The sequence below is a fragment of the Timonella sp. A28 genome (assembly GCF_051200815.1).
Classification (GTDB): Bacteria; Actinomycetota; Actinomycetes; order Actinomycetales; family Cellulomonadaceae; genus Timonella.
The window spans coordinates 2,079,498-2,100,633 of the sequence record NZ_CP195159.1; the positions used below are offsets into that span (position 1 = coordinate 2,079,498).

General features: G+C 53.0%; 17 protein-coding genes and 1 tRNA gene. 6 read left to right on the forward strand and 12 right to left on the reverse strand.

What is annotated here, in order from left to right; all coding sequences use genetic code 11:
- Positions 1 to 66: 66 nt before the first annotated feature.
- The 7 genes from pknB to ACR9EC_RS09865 are packed head-to-tail and all read right to left on the reverse strand — an operon-like array spanning position 67 to position 9,753.
- Complete coding sequence (pknB, locus tag ACR9EC_RS09835; protein WP_435299056.1) at positions 67 to 2,136, reverse strand: Stk1 family PASTA domain-containing Ser/Thr kinase; 2,070 nt, start codon at positions 2,134 to 2,136, stop codon at positions 67 to 69.
- Positions 2,130 to 3,797, reverse strand: coding sequence for a protein kinase domain-containing protein (locus tag ACR9EC_RS09840; RefSeq protein ID WP_435299057.1), 1,668 nt, complete (start codon positions 3,795 to 3,797; stop codon positions 2,130 to 2,132). Before ACR9EC_RS09840 ends, pknB begins: the two co-directional genes overlap by 7 nt.
- The gene (locus ACR9EC_RS09845) at positions 3,794 to 5,245 is read right to left on the reverse strand and encodes a peptidoglycan D,D-transpeptidase FtsI family protein (RefSeq protein WP_435299058.1); all 1,452 of its coding nucleotides are present in this window, start codon (positions 5,243 to 5,245) and stop codon (positions 3,794 to 3,796) included. Before ACR9EC_RS09845 ends, ACR9EC_RS09840 begins: the two co-directional genes overlap by 4 nt.
- Positions 5,242 to 7,017, reverse strand: a complete 1,776-nt coding sequence (locus ACR9EC_RS09850; RefSeq protein ID WP_435299059.1) for an FtsW/RodA/SpoVE family cell cycle protein — start codon at positions 7,015 to 7,017, stop codon at positions 5,242 to 5,244. Before ACR9EC_RS09850 ends, ACR9EC_RS09845 begins: the two co-directional genes overlap by 4 nt.
- The gene (locus ACR9EC_RS09855) at positions 7,007 to 8,542 is read right to left on the reverse strand and encodes a PP2C family protein-serine/threonine phosphatase (protein WP_435299060.1); all 1,536 of its coding nucleotides are present in this window, start codon (positions 8,540 to 8,542) and stop codon (positions 7,007 to 7,009) included. Before ACR9EC_RS09855 ends, ACR9EC_RS09850 begins: the two co-directional genes overlap by 11 nt.
- A 4-nt stretch (positions 8,543 to 8,546) precedes the next feature.
- Positions 8,547 to 9,026, reverse strand: coding sequence for an FHA domain-containing protein FhaB/FipA (locus ACR9EC_RS09860; RefSeq protein ID WP_435299061.1), 480 nt, complete (start codon positions 9,024 to 9,026; stop codon positions 8,547 to 8,549).
- 10 nt (positions 9,027 to 9,036) lie between these two features.
- Positions 9,037 to 9,753 carry an FhaA domain-containing protein gene (locus ACR9EC_RS09865; protein ID WP_435299062.1) on the reverse strand — a complete coding sequence of 239 codons (717 nt, stop codon included), beginning with the start codon at positions 9,751 to 9,753 and terminating at the stop codon, positions 9,037 to 9,039.
- 231 nt (positions 9,754 to 9,984) lie between these two features.
- Here ACR9EC_RS09865 and ACR9EC_RS09870 point away from each other — a divergent pair.
- Positions 9,985 to 10,070, forward strand: a tRNA-Leu gene (locus ACR9EC_RS09870).
- 100 nt (positions 10,071 to 10,170) lie between these two features.
- On the opposite strand, the gene ACR9EC_RS09875 is transcribed toward ACR9EC_RS09870, so the two are convergent.
- The 5 genes from ACR9EC_RS09875 to ACR9EC_RS09895 form a co-directional block, all read right to left on the reverse strand.
- Complete coding sequence (locus ACR9EC_RS09875; RefSeq protein WP_435299063.1) at positions 10,171 to 10,881, reverse strand: Crp/Fnr family transcriptional regulator; 711 nt, start codon at positions 10,879 to 10,881, stop codon at positions 10,171 to 10,173.
- A 152-nt stretch (positions 10,882 to 11,033) separates the two neighbouring features.
- Positions 11,034 to 12,728, reverse strand: a complete 1,695-nt coding sequence (locus ACR9EC_RS09880) for a heavy metal translocating P-type ATPase (protein WP_435299064.1) — start codon at positions 12,726 to 12,728, stop codon at positions 11,034 to 11,036.
- A 288-nt stretch (positions 12,729 to 13,016) separates the two neighbouring features.
- A complete protein-coding gene (locus ACR9EC_RS09885) occupies positions 13,017 to 13,253 on the reverse strand; it encodes a heavy-metal-associated domain-containing protein (protein WP_435299065.1) in 237 nt (78 codons plus the stop codon).
- 223 nt (positions 13,254 to 13,476) lie between these two features.
- On the reverse strand, positions 13,477 to 14,310 hold the full coding sequence (locus ACR9EC_RS09890; protein ID WP_435299066.1) for a TrmH family RNA methyltransferase: 834 nt from the start codon (positions 14,308 to 14,310) through the stop codon (positions 13,477 to 13,479).
- Between the two features lie 77 nt (positions 14,311 to 14,387).
- Positions 14,388 to 15,353 (reverse strand): hypothetical protein, encoded by a 966-nt coding sequence (locus ACR9EC_RS09895; protein WP_435299067.1) that lies wholly within the window; start codon positions 15,351 to 15,353, stop codon positions 14,388 to 14,390.
- 117 nt (positions 15,354 to 15,470) lie between these two features.
- On the opposite strand from ACR9EC_RS09895, the gene ACR9EC_RS09900 reads away from it, so the two are divergent.
- The 5 genes from ACR9EC_RS09900 (at position 15,471) to ACR9EC_RS09920 (ending at position 21,038) form a co-directional block, all read left to right on the forward strand.
- The gene (locus ACR9EC_RS09900) at positions 15,471 to 16,103 is read left to right on the forward strand and encodes a DUF6226 family protein (RefSeq protein WP_435300645.1); all 633 of its coding nucleotides are present in this window, start codon (positions 15,471 to 15,473) and stop codon (positions 16,101 to 16,103) included.
- Positions 16,104 to 16,213: 110 nt separating this feature from the next.
- Positions 16,214 to 16,747: a phosphotransferase gene (locus tag ACR9EC_RS09905; RefSeq protein ID WP_435299068.1), complete on the forward strand. Its 534-nt coding sequence runs from the start codon at positions 16,214 to 16,216 to the stop codon at positions 16,745 to 16,747.
- Between the two features lie 92 nt (positions 16,748 to 16,839).
- On the forward strand, positions 16,840 to 17,712 hold the full coding sequence (locus ACR9EC_RS09910) for a CPBP family intramembrane glutamic endopeptidase (RefSeq protein ID WP_435299069.1): 873 nt from the start codon (positions 16,840 to 16,842) through the stop codon (positions 17,710 to 17,712).
- 221 nt (positions 17,713 to 17,933) lie between these two features.
- Positions 17,934 to 19,841: a hypothetical protein gene (locus tag ACR9EC_RS09915; protein ID WP_435299070.1), complete on the forward strand. Its 1,908-nt coding sequence runs from the start codon at positions 17,934 to 17,936 to the stop codon at positions 19,839 to 19,841.
- A 96-nt stretch (positions 19,842 to 19,937) separates the two neighbouring features.
- The gene (locus ACR9EC_RS09920; protein ID WP_435299071.1) at positions 19,938 to 21,038 is read left to right on the forward strand and encodes an NAD(P)/FAD-dependent oxidoreductase; all 1,101 of its coding nucleotides are present in this window, start codon (positions 19,938 to 19,940) and stop codon (positions 21,036 to 21,038) included.
- Positions 21,039 to 21,136: the final 98 nt, after the last annotated feature.

The window sequence follows — 21,136 nt, forward strand, 5'->3', positions numbered from 1 at the left end:
AGTTGAAGGGGTGGTTGCGTAGAGTATCTACGCAACCACCCCTTCAGTGTTTATATGGGTGACTGATCAGCCTTCGCCTTCTTCACCGCCGCCTAGGTCTCCACCACCAGTGCCCGGATCCGTTGGGTCACTTTGGCCGATAGGCCCAAGGGAAATGTACAAGGTAACAGTGTCACCTTCATAGATTGGCGTTCCTGGGCCAGGAATCGTTCGAATTACGTTTCCTTCAGGAATCTGGTTGTCGTTGAGTTCGCGCAGGTTCTCGTCAACTTCACCACCGAGGCGGTTGATCTCGTTGGCTGCGTCCTCGTACGACCACCCGGTCAGGTCTCTGAGAGTGACAGGCTCAGGCTCAGCCTCTTTCGCAATGATTACCGTGACGTCCTTGCCTTGCTCCAGGCTTGACCCTGCAGTAGGTGATTGGCGGATGACTTTACCTGCTTCAACTTCAGAAGATTCTTCTTCTTCAAAGTTAGCTTGTAAACCAGCATCCTCAAGGATTTTTTCTGCTTCAGATTCGGTTTTTCCAACAACATCTGGAACTGAGGCAAACCCGTCGGCGACATACAAGATCACATCGCGGCCGACAGCAACCTGCTTGCCGGGTTCAGGGTCGCTGCGTACAACTTTGTCTTTTTCAACAGTCGCACTAGAAATTGACTTCACAGAAGCAACACCAAGACCAACTTTATCTAAAGCGTCACGTGCTTCTTCTTGCGTCATGTTGACAACGTCAGGAACCTCGACGGCATCTGGGCCAGTTGAGAACCACAATTGGATTTCTGCGTCTGCCGGTGCAGACGAGCCGCTGTCAGGGTTAGAGCGGGTAAAGATGCCAGCATCGACGTCATTGCTGCGTTCTTGGTTAATCACCGGTGTTTCGGTGAAGCCCTTTTCTTTCAACAATGCAACAGCTTCTTCTTCGGTGAGTCCCGCCATTGAAGGGACCGTGAGCGTTTCGATAGGGGGCTCTTTATCGCCGTTAAGCATCGCAAAAGCAATAATTGCGAGCAGCGCGACGATACCTACTGTGACAAGAGTCCAAATAAGTTTTTTCTTACTGTCCTTCTCGTCTTCTTCTTCGTTGTTCTCAAACAGATCTGCACGAGACGGGGACTGCTGCCACGGAGTTGCTTGAGCTGCCCCTGCAGCGGCAGCGCCTGCCGCAAACGAAGGAATTGCCTGCGTTGCAGGAGAGTGCTGCGGAATGATCTGCGTTGCTTGTGGGTCATTTGCTGCTGGAATCGCAGCAAACGCTGCGGTAGCTTCAGTCATTTCGCCACGTGCAGCTGCCTCAAGTGCAGCGCGGAACTCAGCCGCAGTCGAATAACGCTCGTTGCGGTCCTTAGCCAGGGCCATCAACGTGATCTGGTCAAGAACGTGTGGGACATCTGGTGCGACAGTGCTAGGCGGCGCCGCAAGTTCACGAACATGCTGGTAAGCCACCGCTACCGGAGAATCACCAGTGAACGGTGGACGTCCAGTTAACAGTTCATACAGTAAACAACCCGTGGAATACAGGTCAGAACGAGTATCAACAGTTTCTCCACGAGCCTGCTCAGGAGATAGATACTGCGCTGTGCCAATTACTGCGTGCGTTTGAGTCATCGTGGCAGCTGAATCAGCAACTGCTCGCGCAATACCAAAGTCCATGACCTTAACAGCGCCGTTAGGGGTCAACATGACGTTGGCTGGCTTAATGTCACGGTGCACAATACCGGCATGGTGAGAGTATTCGAGTGCGGAAAGCACCCCAGATGTAATCTCTATTGCCTCTTCAATAGGCACCGCGTTGCCGTCACGCAAAATGTCACGAACAGTGTGGCCTTCTACGTATTCCATAACAATGAATGGAATGTGAGAGACCGCACCCGTGGCTTCAGTGTGCGTGTCTTCACCCGTGTCATACACGGCAACAATGGCAGGGTGGTTTAAGGACGCAGCAGCTTGCGCTTCACGCCGGAATCGGGCCTGGAACGACGGGTCCCTAGCCAAATCGGACCGTAGGATTTTGATTGCGACCGTACGACCAAGACGGTTATCGTGGCCAATGTGAACTTCGGCCATGCCTCCACGGCCGATGAGTTCACCGACCTCGTAACGGCCCGCAAGCGTGCGGGGGACGGGGTTTACCACTTCGCGTCCTTAACTAGTTGGGCAACTGGCTGGGAAAACCCAGACGTGTTGCGTCGTTCTCCCACTTCGAGTGCCACAGATGGCACTGAAATGAATTGTACTGTTGAATTTTTCATGCTTACAGGGGTTGGAAACCCCGTGCTGTGCCCTTCGCTCACAATCGCTTTAATTGATGTAGCAAACAAAACAAATGCGATGACGCCGATAAGTAGCAGCGTGAACCATCCTAGCGATTTCACACGGTCAATAAGAGAGAGATTGTGTGAAGTTCGCTGAGAATGAGACGAGAATGAGGACTTTTCGTCTCTTATTGGTGAATTTTGTCGTTGCTGCCCTTGACTATGACCGGATGAAACATAACTCGAAGACGCATGAGGTGTTCCAGTCCGCACATTATGTTGAGAGGGCTGCTGTCCGGGGGAAGTGCTAGAAGGGGACCATTGTGAATGTGCGGACGACGCACGTTGGCCACCCTCGTGAGAAGGCGCACCTGGTGGTGTTCGATCGTCGACAATCGGTGGAAAGACGCGGGTACCATGCATATCTACGGGCTGAGCAGCTGGCTGTTGCGCACGACCTTGAACTGGCGCTTCGGCGCGTCGGGCACCGCCCACCTCGTGACGCGAAGGCTCTGGAGGATTAGGCGCCCACTCAGGAGAAGCCGCGCGTTGCTGCGGAGCAGGAGCGCCATGCTGTGCAGCAGGTCGAGGAGAACTTTCGCCCGGTGAAGAGCGCCGTGTAAGTCTTGGGCCGGTATCTTCCGACAAAAATCCAGACGGGGAAGCAGACTCTGCTCGACGTCCGTGCGGGGAGCGCACAGCATGAGGCCAAGGATTCTCAGCAATTTTCTGAGCTAACGTTTCAAACGTGTGAGCAAGCGCAGCCCCAGAACGAGGACGCTCTAACGGATCTTTTGCAAGCATCCGCATCACAACGGCATCAAGTTCTGGATGCGTATTTTTGGGTAGTGGAGGAACCGGCTGGTTAACATGTGCGACAGCAATATCCACTGGGGTTTTACCGGTAAAGGGACGGTTTCCAGCGATTGCCTCATAGGCTACAACGCCCAACGCGTAAATATCAGAAACACCAGTGGCTGGCTTACCGACAGCCTGCTCAGGAGAAAGATACTGTGCGGTTCCCATGACCATGCCGGCAGCAGTCATCGGGATTTGGTTGGCTGCAAGTGACACACCAAAGTCGGTGATTTTTACGTCACCAGTGTGTTCAATGATGATGTTGCCAGGTTTAATATCGCGGTGCACAACGCCGCCGACGTGCGCGGCGTGCAAAGCCCGAGATGTTTGCGCCAAAAGATGTAACAGTTTTCCCGTGTTTAATACAGGCTCGCGTTCCAGCAAGTCAGACATCGGCTCGCCGCTGACCAGCTCCATGACAAGGTATGCCGAGTTGTCTTGCTCGCCGTAGTCGTAGAGCTGTGCGATATGCGCGTGTGACAGGGATGCCGCGTTTCGGGCTTCTACTCGAAACCTATTAAGGAAGTCACTGTTGCCAACAAACTCTTCTTTTAAGACTTTGATGGCGATGTCACGTGCTAGGGATTCATCTTTAGCAACCCATACCTCGCCCATACCGCCAACAGCGATTTGGCGCACTAAACGGTAGCGGCTGCCGAGCGCTAGCCCTGGCTGTGGTTTCATTTGTCGATCACCGCAGAGATGATTGCCTTGGCGATAGGAGCTGCAACGCGGCCACCAGTAGCCTCGCTACCTGCAGAACCACCATTTTCGACGATGACAGCAACAGCAACTTGAGGGTCGTTTGCTGGTGCGAATGCGGTAAACCATGCGTGAGGGTTTTTATCGTTGCCGGTTTCAGCGGTTCCGGTTTTACCTGCAACGCTCACTCCTGGGATTTGAGCGCCTTGGCCGGTACCTGATTCGACGACTGACACCATCATTCCGGTGAGTTCGCGTGCGGTCTGCTCCGAAATTGGTTTACCAATTTCGTCGGGTTTCGTCTCTGCAACAACCCGCAAGTCTGGGGTGCGAACTGAGTCAACAAGATACGGTTGCATCATCTTGCCATCGTTTGCGATGCTCGCAGAGATCATCGCAACCTGCAAAGGAGTGACACGAACGTCCTGCTGACCGATAGCAGACAATGCGATTTGTGCTTCGTTTTGTCCCGTAGGGTAGCGGCTTGGTGTGACAGTCAACGGGATACTGAGGTCTTCATCAAACCCGAATTTTTGTGACTGCTTTGCGAGGGCTTCTTCGCCTAGTTCGTTACCGAGAATCGCGAAGCTCGTGTTGCAGGAGATGCGAATAGCGTCAGCGAGGGAAATTTTTCCACTAGGGGAGCATGTTGCGCCACCGAAGTTGTTTAATTTTGTTGACGTGCCAGGCAGAGTGTATTGAGTTGGCGCTTCGAGGCTTTCCTGAGAGGACATGCCGTTCTCTAGGGCCGCAGCTGCTGTGACAAGTTTAAAAACAGAACCGGGTGGGTATGTGTCACCGCTTATTGCGCGGTTGACGAGTGGGCGGTCCTTGTCTGCGTTGAGCTCCTTGTACATGGCAACGACGTCACCGGAATCGTGGCTGGCAAGCTCGTTAGGGTCATATGAAGGTTTAGAAACAAGCGCGAGAATTGCTCCAGTTTTTACGTCTATAGCGACGGCAGCACCACGCTGATTTCCGAGCGCATCGTAAGCGGCTTTTTGTGCCTTTTCGTTCAATGTCAACGTAACTGCTGAGCCTTGTGGGTCTGCTCCGGTGATGAGGTGTTCAAGACGGTTCCACCATAGGGAGTCAGATGTTCCGTTGAGGTATTCGTTGGAAGCACTTTCAATGCCTGTGCGTCCATACACGATTGAGTAATAGCCAGTTACCGGCGCGTAGAGAGGACCGTCGTTGTACACACGCTGATACTTGAACGAGGTTTTTACTGGGTCCGAAACAGCAACTTCGTTACCTTCAACAATGATTGGGCCACGGTTGATACCAAATTCACGGTAAAGGGTGCGGCTATTTCGAGGGTCGGCGTTCAGCTCAGAAGCTTTAACATATTGGATCCACGTTGAAGCCACAAAGAGTGCAAGGAACATAAAAAGCGCAACGGCAGACAGGCGACGAAGAGGCTTATTCACTGCTGGTCCTCCTTGTTATCTGTGCGTGGCGGTTGTGGCGGGATCATGTGTGCACCTGAGTGCGGTGTGGGAGCTGATGGGCCGGATGGGCCAAATGAAGGCGGCAGGTCAGTGCGCTCTGCTCGTCTACTTGGTTGGGGAGGCTGCGGCACACTGGGCTGATTCGCGGTTGAAGGCTGCGACAGGTCATAAAAGTTGTGTGCTTCTGTCGCAGAGTTGTCACCTTGTGGTTCAGAAATATTTAACGCAGAAGGGTCAATAACTTCTGTGCCAGCAGCATCCTGTTGTTGCACACGTGCTTGCCCTGCTGTGTCGAGTTCGCTTGCCGCGTGGCTTTGCGCTTGATATCCAGCGCCACGTGTTGATTTTCTTCGGACGACAGGTTCGTCGTCTTCTGGTTCTGCAAGTTCTGCTTGCCCTGCGCTGCGCAAAGGTAGCGGAACAGGGCGGCGCGCATTGTCTGAAATACGCAATAACAAGCCGACAATAATCCAGTTGGCGAGCAGTGAAGAACCACCGTACGCCAAGAACGGAGTGGTCAGACCAGTCAATGGAATAAGTCGAGTTACTCCGCCGATGACGACGAAGCACTGCCATGCGATAAGGAAAGCAATACCACCAGCAAGGAGCTTGCCGAAGCCGTCACGTGTGCTCAACGCGATACGGAATCCGCGGTGCACAAACAGCATGTACAAGGTGAGGACCGCAAATATTCCGGTAAGGCCGAGTTCTTCGCCAAGTGAAGGGAAAATGAAGTCTGAGAAGGAGAACGGCACACTGAAAGGTCGGCCTTCGCCCCAGCCTGTTCCGAAAAGCCCACCGTTAGCCATACCGAAGAGACCCAAAACAAGCTGGCCAGAACCACCAACTTTGTTATAAACCTCGGGATCCATGGCATGTAGCCAGCCATCGAAACGCTGCTGGACGTGGGAGAACTTCATAATTGCACCCGCTGCTCCAGCGGTGAACATGATTCCACCGATGACGATCCAGCTTGTGCGTTCCGTTGCAAGGTAGAGCATCGCCACGAACAGCCCGAAGAACAGGAGCGATGTTCCAAGGTCACGTTGGGAGATCAGCACTCCAAGCGCACCAATCCATACAAGAATCAGTGGGCCAAAGTCGCGCATTCTCGGCAAGTGGATGCCCGCTATTTTGGGGCCTCCAACTGCGAGGCGATCGCGGTTATCAACAAGATATGCGGCAAAGAAAACAGCTAAAAGAAGTTTTGAAAACTCTGCAGGCTGTAGGGAGAACGGGCCGACCTGAATCCAGATTCGTGCACCGTTGATGGTTGCGCCTAGCCCAGGGATGAGCGGCGTGAGTGCAAGAGCAAGACCAGCGATCATTGCAACGTATGCGTACCGGCGTAATACGCGGTGGTCTTTCAAGAAAATAAGTACTGCACATGCTGCCGCTACACCTACGGCAGTCCACATCAATTGTCGTTCGGCGAGGGAGGTATCTCTCGCTAAATCGATGCGATAAATCATTGCTAGCCCGATAGTGTTCAAAGCTAACGCGATTGGGATGAGCAGCGGATCTGCATAAGGTGCTGTTTTCCGCACAATCATGTGCACGACGATGGCGATTGCTGCCATCGCAAAAGAAAACATGTAGAAGTTGCCTGGTAGGGCTTCGTTTACTGCTAATGAGACGTTTCCGTACGCGAATACGCCAAGGAACAGGGCGAGCAAAATAAGGAAGAGCTCGCTCCCGCGATGCGTCCGGACTTTGTCCGGCTCAATCAATGCCATAAAGTCAGTTCCCACCCGATGAAGTCTTAGATTCGGCTTCTGGTTGTGCTTTTTCTTTTTCTGCTTGCGCGGCAGCTTCTTGCGCGGCTTTTTCTTCTTCGGCTTTGCGTGCAGCCTCTTCAGCAGCCTGTGCAGCGGCTTCTTTTTCTGCGAGGGCAGCGGCTTCTTCGGCCTTGCGTTGTTCGATCTCTATACGGAACTCTTCAATGCGGTCTTGAGCGTTGTCGAGAGAGGACGCGCGGATCGTTGAATACACTTGGTTTTTGGCATAGGGGTCAAGGTCGTCGGGGTCGATGTTTGACACTTCGACTGTTGATGACAGGTTAACTGGGCCTACTGATTGCGGGAAACCATTGAAAATGGCGATTTTTCCGTCGTGTACACCAATAAAGTACTGGTGCGAACCCCAATGGTAGGCGCCATATCCGGCACCGCCGAGCAGGAGTAACACCAAGAAGGTGTTGAAGATTGCTCGTCCTACGCGACGCTTCTTTGCTGGTGGTTCTGTAACAGCTACGGGTAGGTCGTCGTCATCGTTGATGGGGGCAACTTTTCGTGTGGGGTTGCCTAACGCGAGGCTGCCTGTCGCAGTTGTGGGCTCTTCGACTTTGCGCCCATTTTTTAAGGCGATAGCGTCAGATATGACAGCGTTGACTCGCTCGTGTGCGCTTTTCAGCAAGGTGATGGAATCGGAGGATTCCCCAGTTGCGTCGAGAGCATCGGGAATGTTGTCACCGTATGCGACTGATCCGACTGCGGTTGCTACGAGCTGTTTGCGTCCAGATGGCTGGGTGTCGTCGTCTTGCTCATCTGGCGTGTCAATCACGTCTGCGACGATGCAGGTGATGTTGTCGCTGCCGCCGCCTTGCAAAGCAAGCTGAATGAGGTATTCGCTGCATAGTTCGAGGTCTGCGACGTCTCGTAGGGTTTGTTCCATGGTTTCAAACCGGACAAAGCCTGAGAGTCCATCTGAGCAGAGTAGCCAGCGGTCGCCGGGGCGTGCTTCACGGATGGAGAGGTCTGGGATGAGGTCGAGTTCGAAGTCACCTAGGACCCGCATGACGACGGAGCGTTGCGGGTGGGTTTCGGCTTCTTCTTCGGTGATTTTTCCGGTGTCAACGAGGTGTTGCACGAAGGTGTGGTCTTTGGTGACCTGAATGAGTTTTCCGTCGCGTAGCAGGTAGCCGCGGGAGTCACCCATGTGTGCCATGGCAAGCTTGTTTTCGCAGAGCAGCAGCCCGGTCACGGTGGTGCCCATGCCGGAGAGGGTTGCGTGTGCGCGTGCTTGCTGGACGAGGTCTATGCGTGCGCGTTCGATAGCGTCACCGAGGCGTTCGAGCATGTCACTGGTGGTGAATGACTCGTTGTTGAGCGGGGCTATTGAGGCGACACACAGTGCAGACGCGACGTCTCCTCCTGCGTGTCCGCCCATACCGTCTGAGACGAGTAGGAGCCGCTCACCAGCGAATGCTGAGTCCTGGTTGTTTGCGCGAACCAGTCCCACATCGGAACGTGTGGAGAAGCGTATTGCAATTGTCACGAGCTCACCTTTGCAACTCGAAAGTGCTCTGACCTACCCGTATAGGGGCTCCGAGCGGAACGATTGTCGGTTGTTGTATACGTTCGTCACCGATGTACGTTCCATTAGTGGAGCCGAGGTCTTCGACCAGCCATTGGTCTGATTGTGGGAAGATCCGAGCGTGGCGGGATGACGAGTAGTCGTCATCGAGTACGAGAGTGCAACTTGGGGAGCGTCCGATCAGGATGGCGGACGACGCGAGTGGTATCTGGGTTCCGGTAAGGGTTCCTTCAACGACGACGAGTCGGCTGGGCCTTGATGATGGGACGGATTGGGATTCGGGGATGTCACGCTGCCCTCGTGACTGCCCAGTGGTGGTGGTTACGGCGGAGGTTATTCTGGTGCCGTAGAGGTCGTTTTTTAGGACACGCACAACGAAATAGACGAAGGCCCATAGCAGGAATAGAAAGCCCAGCCGTAGCAGGGTCATCGCCAATGCACTCATGTTGTGGGAATCACCAATCTCCTCGCTGAACCTCATCAGCTACACCAGTCCAGAACATGATCCGGGTGCGACCAATGGTCAGCGAGTTTCCGTCGAGGAGTGTCGCCGCAGGCACTTGGTGGCCTTCGACGTATAGTCCGTTGGTTGACCCGAGATCGGTTGCGACTACTCCGTTGGAGGTCACTTTGATCTCGAGGTGTTTGCGTGAGACACCAGGGTCGTCGACCACAATGTCAGCCTCAGTTCCACGACCAATAACTGTAATTGGTCCGGTGAGGAGGTAGCGTTGCCCGTCAATGTCTAGAAGTGGGTGACGGGAACTTGGGGAGTTGGATGTAGCTGGCGCTACATTGCCACGCACTGACGAGGACCTGATTTGGAATCGTCCTGTTTCGAGGGTGTCGACTAGTTCGAAACTGACGACGACTGGCCCCACGAATGCGTAGTGCTGCGACCCTGCATAGTCGGTGACGTTAATCGCCAACTCGTCTGCGAGGGTTTCGGCTCCCCAACTTTCGATCTGTGAGAAGTCTGCTGTTGAGAGTTCGACTGTGAAATCGTTGGGCACAACTGTTCGTGTGCGGTCAACGACTGCTGCACGGTCATCTACTTCTCGACGCAGTGCACTTGCTAGATCGACTGGCTTTATTTCACTGCGGAACACTTTTGAAAACGTATTGTTTACAGCGCGTTCCACGCTTTGCTCGAACCTATCCAGTAATCCCACGGAACCTCCTCTCGCTACATACTCACGGTTGATCTGTGGCGCGCATCACGGTAATTATCATGCCGTAAATGACACACCTCGTGATGCAAGCCTAAGGGGTTTGTGCCCCTCACGTTGGATCGAACCGCGGAGTTGGCTAGAAATAGCCACTCTGCAATGGTATCTGGGCACCGGTGAAGCAACGCGATGTAATTTGTGGAAGATTTGCGTGGTAGAGTTTTACCCGTTCTTGCGTGTGTGGCGGAATGGCAGACGCGCTGGCTTCAGGTGCCAGTGCCCGTAAGGGCGTGGGGGTTCAAGTCCCCCCACACGCACCACAAAAACAGCGATGCTGTTGGTCATAATCTGAGATTTCGGCTTATGACCAACAGCATCGCTGTTTTATTAAGGCATTGTCATTGCCCTACGCGGCCCTTTTCACAGGCCTGTTGCGAGCGTGCTTAATGCGTCGATGTCGGTGATTGTGATTTTGCCTCGAGGCTCTTGTGTGATCACGCCAGAGTCGCTGAGATGGCGTAATAGTCGACTCAACGATTCAGGGGTGGTGTCCAGTAATGAGGCAATGTCTTTCTTTGCTAATGGCAGCATAACTTCTGGGTGGCTTCCTGAACTATGCTGCGTGGGTAAAGTCATCAGATAGTTTGCGAACCTGGAGGTGACGTTTCCTGAGATGACAGAGGCTAATCGCGATTCGATCTCTTCCAGTCGCTGGCTGACACTCTCCAACATTCGCAACCCGATGCTAGGGTGCTTATTCACGAGGTGTCCCAGATCAGCATGATGGAACACGCATAATTGTGCTGGTTCAAGTGCTGTTGCTTCATGATCAGGTCGAACACCGCTGAGGAACGCTGATTCTCCGATGAAGTCCCCTGCGCCGAGTACACGAATGATCTGTTCGTGTCCGTCGGGGCTCGTTCGTGCGATTTTGACTCGGCCAGTATGCACTACCATCAGTTGTGAAATATTTGAGCCTTCTGAGTACACTCGCTCGGTGCGATCAAGCAGTGTTGGGCGTGCCATGCGTGCGACCTCGAGTTGTTGTTGATGCGTGAGCCCGCGAAAGAGTGGGACTCGTGCCACGCAGAGTTCTTCGGAGCGAACGGTGTTTACTATTGGTAATGACATAAACGCAGGCCTCTTCTCCCTCGCTAGTATGCAACTCCTGATGTCCCATGAACTGTATGAGTTATTGCAGCGCGAACTATAACAAGCGAATACTTTGAATATTACGCGTTCGGGCATACTAGTTGGAGTGGTCTCATATTCTCTCTGAGAGTTTATGTTGTTGCGTCTTGTGTGTTGCGCAGCAGTCGCATTGCATTGAGAATCACCACAAGTACTGACCCTTCGTGCACGAGCATCCCTATTGCCATGGTCACGCCTCCGGTGAAAACGCCGACTAGGAGGAGTGCCACGGTGACTAACGCGATAATGATGTTCTGTTGCATCACACTCACGGTGCGCTTTGCGAGCCGGATCGCCTCGGGTAGTTTCAGGAGGTTGTCTCCCATCAGGGCGATGTCTGCCGTTTCGACCGCCACGGCAGACCCGGCAGCCCCCATTGCTACCCCGATGTTTGCTGTTGCCAGTGCAGGAGCATCATTCACCCCGTCACCGACCATCGCGACGGTGTGACCTTCGCGTTGTATCTGGGCGACGGCATCCAGTTTATCTTCGGGTAGCAGCGATGCATGGATCTCATCAATCCCAACAGCTCGGCCGATGGCCTCTGCCACGCGCTGACTGTCGCCGGTGAGTATCACGACTTTCTGCACCCCGGCCGCGTGCAGACGTTGGATCATCTCGGGCGCATCCTTCCGGATGGTATCGGCAACACCGATAACACCGATCACGGTGCCGCCCACGGCGACGATCATCGGGGTCTTACCGGCAGCGGCTAACTCGTCAGCGATCGCGGCTGAACCCGCGTCGTCCGTGATGTCATACTGCGTGAGTAACAGCCCGTTTCCGATGAGCACCTGTGTGCCATCGAGGTCGACCATAATCCCTTTACCGATCACTGGCGTTACAGTTTCGGGGACCCCCTCAGGGGCAACGCCTTCAGCTCGTGCGGTATCGAGGACCGGGCGCGCCAGCGGGTGTTCCGATCCAGCTTCTGCAGCGGCAGCCCAGCGCAGCACATCGCTACGTTTCAGAGCCGGATCGAGTACGACGATATCCGTCAGTTTCGGCTTGCCCTCGGTGAGCGTGCCGGTCTTGTCAACTGCAACGGCCGAAATTTTCGCTGATGTTTCTAGGTATTCGCCACCTTTGATGAGGATGCCATTGCGGGCGGAGCGGCCGATTCCAGCAACGATTGCTACCGGAATCGAAATCACCAACGCACCAGGGCAGCCGATGACGAGTAGGGTCAGTGCAAGCACAACGTCGCCAGAAAGGAGACCAGCAACCAAAGCAAGTGCCATTACCGTGGGGGTGTACCACTTTGAGAAGCGGTCGATGAAAGCTTGTGTTTTGGCCTTTGCATCCTGCGCCTCTTCGACTCGGTGAATGATGCGCGCGAGAGTCGTGTCTGCTCCGACCCCTGTAGCCAGTACCTGGAGGAATCCGCTACGTACGATCGTGCCGGCAAACACATGATCTGATTTAGTTTTTTCGATGGGGATGGATTCTCCGGTGATTGAGGCCTCATCGATTGCGCCAATGCCCGATACCACTTGCCCGTCGACGGGGACTTTCGCACCGTTTTTGACGAGTACGAGCTCACCCATACGCACGTGGTTTGCGGAGACCTCGACCTGGTTGCCGTCACGAAGCACTACTGCGGTGTCTGGTGCCACCGCTACAAGGGCGGAAAGCGCCGCACGTGTCTTATTCATCGTGCCTACCTCAAGCGCATGCCCGATAGCAAACAAGAAAGTGACTGCTGCAGCTTCCCAGAAGTTCCCGATAATGACCGCACCAATAGCCGCGATCGATACGAGTAGATCGATGCTGATGAATTTCACCATCAAGGCACGAAAGGCTTTTACTACGATGCCGTAGCCCGCGACGATCGCCGCCACGAGCATGAACGCATTGGCGAGCGTGAAGACGTGACCTGATCCGTGCGCGTGTTCTCCTGCATCGAGCCACCATTGCGCGCTGACGGTGACATTCCACGCCCCACTTGACAGATTTTCGACACCGAGTGAAGAGAGGATCAGAAGGCCAGAAACAAGGGGAATGAACCAATTGCCTTGTCTTAATGTTCGGAAAAATTCCACGTTGTTGCTGTCTTTCACATTAGAAGGTGAGCGTCAGAATGAGGAGGCCTTAGCTTTATATCCGGCTTTGTCAACGGCGGTAATTAGGTCATCGATTGATGTTGTGGTTTCGTCGTGGTCAACTTCGATACGTCCGGACGCAAAATGGACTTTCACGCTCTCGACGCCTTTGAGGCGTCCGACCTGTTTTTCAATTTTGCTGACACACGAAGGGCAAGAGAATCCCTCAGCACGTAGGAGGGTATGGGTGGTATCAGTTGTGTTGCTCATCGTGAGACCTTTCTCGTGATCTTGCATATGGGTGTGACCAGTTTCTTTTCCTGATCTCTGCATTCAGGATAGGGACGAGTTCAAGGCTTGGCCTTGACGCAGATCAAGTCATGGGTTTCTGCACGAGCACACCACAAAAACAGCGATGCTGTTGGTCATAATCTGAGATTTCGGCTTATGACCAACAGCATCGCTGTTTTATTCAGTTATATATGAGTGTGTGTCACTGCGCAGGAGTGTGCCTCGCGTATAGCGCGATGCCGGTTGCTACTGAGACGTTTAACGATTCAACGTTTGGGTTCATTGGTACAGAACAACGCCATTTTGCTGCGTCTTCTAGTTCTGTTGAAGCGCCGGTGCGTTCAGATCCTAGGAGCAGCGAGATGCGTCCGTCGAGTGTGCTTATTGACGACAGCGGTGTTTCACCATCAGCGGCAAGACATGCAAGGGGGATGTCTTCGGTGCGCAGGAATTGAGTGAACTCTTCCTTTGTTGCGATGATCACGGGAATTGAGAACACGAGACCACGGCTTGCGCGAATGATTCGGCGGTCGAAGACGTTTGTGAGGTCGCTGTCGAGCAGGACAACTCCAGCAGCGTCAAAAGCTGATGCTGATCGGATGATCGCACCGATGTTGCCGGCGATGCGTACGCCGTCTAGGGCGAGCACGTCGCCTGTGCGGCTGGCAACGTCACGCCATGTTGCGAGGCGTGGTGCTTTGGCTAGCACGAAGACGCGTGAGCTTTTATCCCCTTTGAATAGGGTTTTTACGGCGCTTTCGCCGAGCACATATAGCGAGGTGGCTTTTGTGAACTGTTGAAGTTCTTCCGCGTTTTCAAAGCGGGGTGTTACGTAGAGTGATTCAATTTCTAGCCCGGCGGAAACCGCTTGCCTAATGTTTTCTTCGTCGTCGATGATGAGGGTGCGTGGTTTTGCTGATTTGCTGCGTATGACGTCGACGACGCGACGGATAGCGGGGTGGCGGACATCGTCGATGACCGATGCGTCCTCCGCACGTTCTGGGGCGGTTTCGGTGGACGTTGGCTCTTGAATCATGAATACACCCTAGCGTGGATCGTATTCGTGTGCCAGAATGTCCCGCCACCGTGCACGCTCCTGATTGGATGGCGTATTTACTGTAGCCGGTAGAACGTTTCTGGTGCCCACCCGGTCATTATTGTTGTGCCGAGAGGTGTTGATAATGGGACCCATGTGTCGAGTAAAAACGCTTCAGCGGTGACGAAAACCCCGGCATAGTGTTGTGCAATGTGAGCCCAATTCGGGATGACATCTATGGGGGTTCCTGTGGTTTCTGGGCGCTTAAGGGTGTGGTTGATGTCGTTGCGTAGGTGCAGGGGAAACCGAGTCACGAGGTCAACAAAGTCAGTACGTGACTCGATTCGATACACCGGAGTTTTCGTGAGGGACGCTAAATTGTCATAGTGAACAGGGGCTTCATGTTTGTTAGTGGTATGAGCAGCGGTGTGGAGCGCCACGTCGATGTTTTCAGGAATACCGTCAGGAAGATCTTCTGCATATAAATGCGCGCAGGTGAGATAAGACAACAATCCTGCCTGTTCGGAAAATTTGTGTGAGTACGTTATGTGATAGGCCGGTGGGCTCAGATAGTTAGGGGTCGTCCACCATTTCTCGTTACTGCTATCTGATTCAAAAACAAGGGAATAGCCTGTAGCAGAATTCAACGCGGCAACAGCTTCAAGGGAGATAGCCCACCTCGTAAGGTGATAGCCGTCTTGGGCGTCCAAGCGTGACCGCAAAATTTCGCTGAAGATGCGCGTATACTGCTCGCACACGTGTGAAGAAGAAGCAGGAACCTTAAACGGTTCAGAGGCACCGCCAATAATGCGTGACTGTTCGCCAGCAATAGTTAAAAAACGAGTTTGCCAGTCAGTGTTTTCAAACCACGTACGTAGATCCGGATGCAATGTGAAATCAGGGCGTTGCACATGCATGAAATCCGGTACGAGAGCCATCAGTTGGTCACGTTCTGCCCGCGGAATCTGAGGCGCTGCATCGTTCACATGAACGTAGAGAAACGCCTCCAACCAGCCCCATAAATGTGGTGAGAACTCGACCATGAGGAAATTGTGCTTGCACAAGTACAACAAAATCAAGATATTACGTACACGGACAAAGACCGAAATGCGTAATACGGGCGCTGTTCCTAGAAAAATTAGTGGAGGTCAACTGTGGGCATGTATGTGCGTCCAAAAATCGTTAATCCTGTTTTTTACGATGACGACGGCCACGTTATCGAGTACGGAAACCGCTGGGAAAATTCTGCTCCACAAAATAGTTACTTTCAGGAATCACATGCAGAAAGGTTCGCCCCACTTCACCCGATTGCTGAAGCATTACTGACGTATCTCAGCGACACATACGATGTTGAGATAGTGGAAGGGGAAAAGGCAGTTGCAGAGTTTGTGCAACCAGCCAAAGATTTTCTGCGTGCGGTGAGTGTGCGTCCCCGTGATGCGTCGTCCGTATCGTTGACTTTTGTGTTCACTGCAGGGCCAGCCGTGATCGTGCAGATAGGATCGCTCAATACTTTTTATTACCCATCATGTAGCTGTGATGGGTGTGATTCCACATGGTATGAAGAAGCAGAAGAGTTAGAAGCGCTGGTGCACGCGGTCGTGCACGGAAACTACTGCGAGACTTTTAAGGGAAGCCATTCGCTGCAGGTCGAATACGCATACAGCCACCCGAACGGTAATGTGTCTGGGCCTGTTAATACGGACGTTATATCTAAAGAGCGCTTGAAAGAAGCTGAGCAGGCTTGGCGGCGTCTTCCATTTGGGTGGACCGAGTGGCCGCACCTGATCTGACCTTCTATCCGCTAAGCAAGGAGAGTAGTACATGCTGCATAACGAAGATGCGCGCGTAAACGACACGGCTGAGGAAGTTCTTGAGGGTGGTGGGGTTAACGATGTCACTCGTGTCCGCAGCACAATTACTACGCGCCTTTCATGATGCGTCAGCGCATTGTCTACACGTAGAGCCAGCTGAGTGGCAATTCCCACCCCTGGAACCTGTTCAAGTTATATGTCATTCGGATTACGCCCCATACAACTGTGTGTTCCGTAATGGAGAGGCCGTCGCAATTATTGATTTTGATTGTGCCCGGCCCGGGCCCCGATCGTGGGATCTCGCGTACGCGCTGTACCGGTTTGCACCATTCATGAACCCGCACAACCCAGATAGTTTTGGGAACATCACGGAACAAAGCGTACGTGCCCGAAAGTTCTTGGACTCTTACGGCGCTGATCGTTCACTACGGCAAGAGACCGTGAACACTCTTACTGTGCGGTTGCGTGCGCTCACTGATTTTATGCGCGCAGCAGCCCAGCACGACGAAAATTTTGCTCACCATATTGCGCAAGGACACCTCGCGGCGTACCTCAACGACATCGCATATATGGAAAACCACGAACATGTACTGCATGACGTAATAGTTGGCCCTATCGATTAAAAGATGCTGGCAGCACAATCCTCGGTAAAAATTGAAAACACGATTTAAGTGCGTGAAAAGCAGTTTTGTCACAGAACCGAGATGAGGAAGCCATGTCTGAAAGCTTTGGAAATATATCCGAATCACGGTGGAGAAACTTTTGGAATCGTGGCAGCTGGTGGAAAGCAGTGCTTTTCTCTGTTGTCTATTACGTTCTATATTTAACGTTGCCGCTACTTGCGAAACCATTCCTCACCGACGTTATCGATTCAGACAATCTTTTATCTTCGTCGCAAAGCGTGTTTGCCGCCGTTATCTTTCCGCTTATTTTGGCCGCTGTTATGTTGGTTGCCTTTTCGATATCGGTTGGCTGGTGGCCTCGCCCACTATTTTCACGGCAGCCGGTAAGTAGAAGCGCGTGGATGTGGCTGGCACCCATCATTGTTTTGATCCCAATAACGTTAAGAGCGTTCGGGACTGACTATGAACAGTATTCGGTCAGCGTTATTGTCACAGTGTTTGCGGCTGGCGCATGTGTCGGGTTTGTTGAAGAGCTCCTCACACGTGGTCTCGTGGTGACAATGCTGCGGAAGGCCGGGCACAAAGAATTTATTGTTGCTTTGTTGTCGTCGCTAATTTTTGCGCTGTTGCATGCAGGAAACTTGCTGACTGGTCAAACGCTCGCACAAGTTGGTCCAACGGTGCTGTACACGTTCGCTTTCGGGGGTTTGATGTACCTGACGTTGCGGGTGACGGGAAACCTTATCTGGCCGATGATCCTGCACGGGCTAACTGACCCGACCACGATGCTTGCAGCAGGGGGTGTCGACGAACAAACGATCGAAAACCAGAGTGCGCTGATGGCCGCAGTTGGGCCAGCAACGGTCCTTCTTATTGTTAGTGGTGTTGTTCTGCTGCTGTTTGTTCGCGGTCGAGCGCAAGGCGTTGACACGGGGCCAAATTTGTCGAACGACGTAAAAATTTGAGGTTTCCATAACTGAGCAATATGGCCAATATGCAGGTAAAAGGCGGACGTAAAACATCCCACCAATTGCTCCTGATCAGACACAACGCCCATGGTGGGGACTCCCCACACCATGGGTTTGGGGTTGTTACGGCTTGAGGTAAACAGGCACTCTTGAATTCATGCTTCAGCGCAGAATCATCGTGCAAGCACCCACCGAAACACCACTGCCCAGGAGTGATAGTGACCGAATTGGCCACCCCCGCAGGCGGACCGCACAATCCACATAACGACGAACTTCTCGACGAAACAACAATCACTCGTCGAGACATTCAGCGTATCCGTGAAATGAAACGTCGCGAGCGTGCAGGCCGCACCACCGCGACCCCTCGCTCCGACGAACATCCTTGGGTGCCAGACGCAACACTCATACACGGTCCTGTCCCCGGGCCACCAGAATCGCTCAACCTGTCAATAGCCGGCGACGAAAACCACACCGGGCACGAAAGCTACGACAGTCTTCTCAATCAGTACGGCAAACCGGCACCGCGGCCACAACCGCAACCCCCAGCAAAACGCCGTGCAGTACTTGGGAGCTTACCATTTGTGCCCTCGCATGGGCGCCTAGAACTCCAAGACACACAATGGTCCACAGGCACGAGCATCCCCCTCGTGCAAGACACCATCAGGCTCGTCAGTTCATACCAGCCACCAGAAACACAAGCTGAAAAACGAGCGCAACGCCGCGCAAAAAACGATGCAAGTGTTGTCCGTGCTGCTCTCAACGACCGTGACGTACGGCCCCCTATTCACACTGAGCCGACCGCAGAACCGGAAACGCCACAATCCTTCCAAACGGCGGCGCCAACAACAGGCAGCCCTAACCGTCCGACCCGCTCGTCGATCCGCGAGGTCAACCGGCTACAAGGCAGTTCCCCCACGCCAACGGAACAGCCAGAAACCCCAACTGCGGTTTTCCCGACATACGAATTCATTGAACAGCAGCGTGCAGCAGAGCAGGACCCTACGGTAGAAGCGGCACCGCTCCCACGAAAAACAGGGACCACAGCGCAAACGCCACAGGAACCTCAATCGAGTGCGGTTGTTCCCCCTTCCACTAAAAAGAGATCGCGTCGTAGAGCGTTCACGAGTGTTATCGCGGTCGTCCTAGCTCTTGTACTAGCAGGTACGGTGGTCGCGTTTTCTACCGGTTTCGGTGCCTCATACAGTCCTGAAGCTATCGCACGTGAATACTTGTCAGCGTTGACGCAAGGAAACGGTGCTAAAGCGGTCGAGCTGAGTATGCAAAACCTCGAAGCCGGAACCGAGTTTTTGCCGGATAGAGCCTACGCGGTCGCAGACGAAAGACTAACTGGTCTGAATATCGCGAAAGTGGAACAAGACGGCGACCGTGCGGTTGTCACAGTTTCAGGTCAACAAAAAGACGAACTTTTTGAAACTGAGATTGTTTTGACGAAGCAAAGCAAAAGAGACGATTTGATTTTCCCTCAATGGCGGGTAACAACTGGTCTTGAACGCCCAATTAAGGTGTCTTTACCGCAAGGTATGGGTGCAGCAACAGCCCAAGACATTGCCGTGAACGGGACCGAACTAGATGTAAAGAATGCGCCAAGTAAAGAAGAGATAACCTTACTTGCATTCCCCGGCGCGTACACCGTGCAGCCCCCACAAGTAGATGACTATTTTAGTTATGGCGATGAACAGTCCGTGTTTATCGGTGTTGCAGACAAGAAACCCGCAACCCTTACTTTTAACGAACGGCCCTCGAAAAAACTTTTTAAAGAAGCAAGCACTCTGGCTAATTCGTTCGTTCAACAATGCATGACCCAGTTGGGTGCTGCTGACTGCCCGAATGCTGCAATCGATTTACCCATAGCAACTGCGCAGGTCGATAACTTTACGTGGCACTTGAAAAACCACAAGTACACGTTGCGTGACGGTGGTAAAACTCTTGAACTCAAAGGCACCTTTGAACTGACGTACACATATGACGCTCAAGAGCCCGTATACAGCTGGTTCCCTGACGGGCCAAAACACACCGTGACGCGTACAGAACGCCTATCAGAGAAAACGAAAAAAGATTGGGCCATCAGCATTAACGTGGCACGTGATGGGCTTACTTTGAGTTAAAAAGACGTCCTGTGCGGCTAGTCCTACACCAGTAGTAACAACATCTGGGCACAATTAACCTAAGAGACCTCACAAGGCGATCAAAGGTGGTAGGACATGAACGCGGCACGCGTAGTTGTAGTAGGCGGCGGATATGCTGGGGTTACGGTTGCCCGCGAACTTGATGACATCGCTGAGGTTACGCTGGTTGAACCCAAAGATCACTTTGTGCATGCGTCAGGAACACTACGGTCAACTGTTGACCCACACTGGGACGATTCGGTGTTCCATTCGTTGGAGAACCTACTGTCACGCGGTCGTATTATTCAAGACGCGGCACGACTCATCACACCACACAGCGTCAAGTTCACGGCCACACATGGAGTTGAAGCTGACTACATTGTGATTGCAACGGGTACTACCTACCCGTTTCCTGCAAAGTTCATTGAAGAGCGGGCGTGGATAGCAAAATCGCGTTTGGCGCGTCTGCGTGAAGCATTAGATCAGTGCACAAGCGTCCTTATTGTTGGGGCTGGACCAGTGGGGTTAGAACTCGCTGGTGAACTATTGCACGCATATGAACGGTTACGCATCACTATCGTTGAAAACGAAGCAACGATTCTGCCTGGCAACGAGTATGAACAAGGGTTACGTGACGAACTGCAACGCCAACTAGAACAAGCAGGAGTTACTTTTATCCTGTCAGACAGGCTCGGCTATTTACCTCCGGTTGATGTGGGAATGCTGGGCGATTTCACTGTTGAAACCGAAAAACAGCACCCTATTCACGCCAACATGTGGTTTAGAGCGTATGGAAACAAACAAGAATCCGATTTCCTTAACCCGCAGTTGAATGCGGCACGAAAATGGGACGGGCGAATCTGTGTGGAGCCAACCATGCAGGTGCAAGGCTTCGACACTGTTTTTGCGGTGGGAGACGTCAACAACGTTCCAGAAACGAAACGTGCATACACTGCAATGACGCAAGCTAAAGTTGCTGCACGTAATATTCGTGCGCTCATTGAAGGCAACCCAGCCGAGGCAACATATGAGCCTCAGCGCGGAAAAATTGTTATCCCATTAGGCCCCAATGGGGGTGCTTCACAGCTTGAACAAGAAGACGGAACCTACCGAATCGTTGGGGCACAAGAGACCGCGCAATTTAAAGGGAACGATTTGATGACAGGACCGATCGTTAAGCTTTTGCGAAACGCATAGTGAGTGCCACACACGATAGGCTTATAAGAGGTCACCTGCACAGTTAAGGGGAACGCAGGGTCTGCTGCGCTGTTGAGGAGGAACACGTGGTCAGAGTA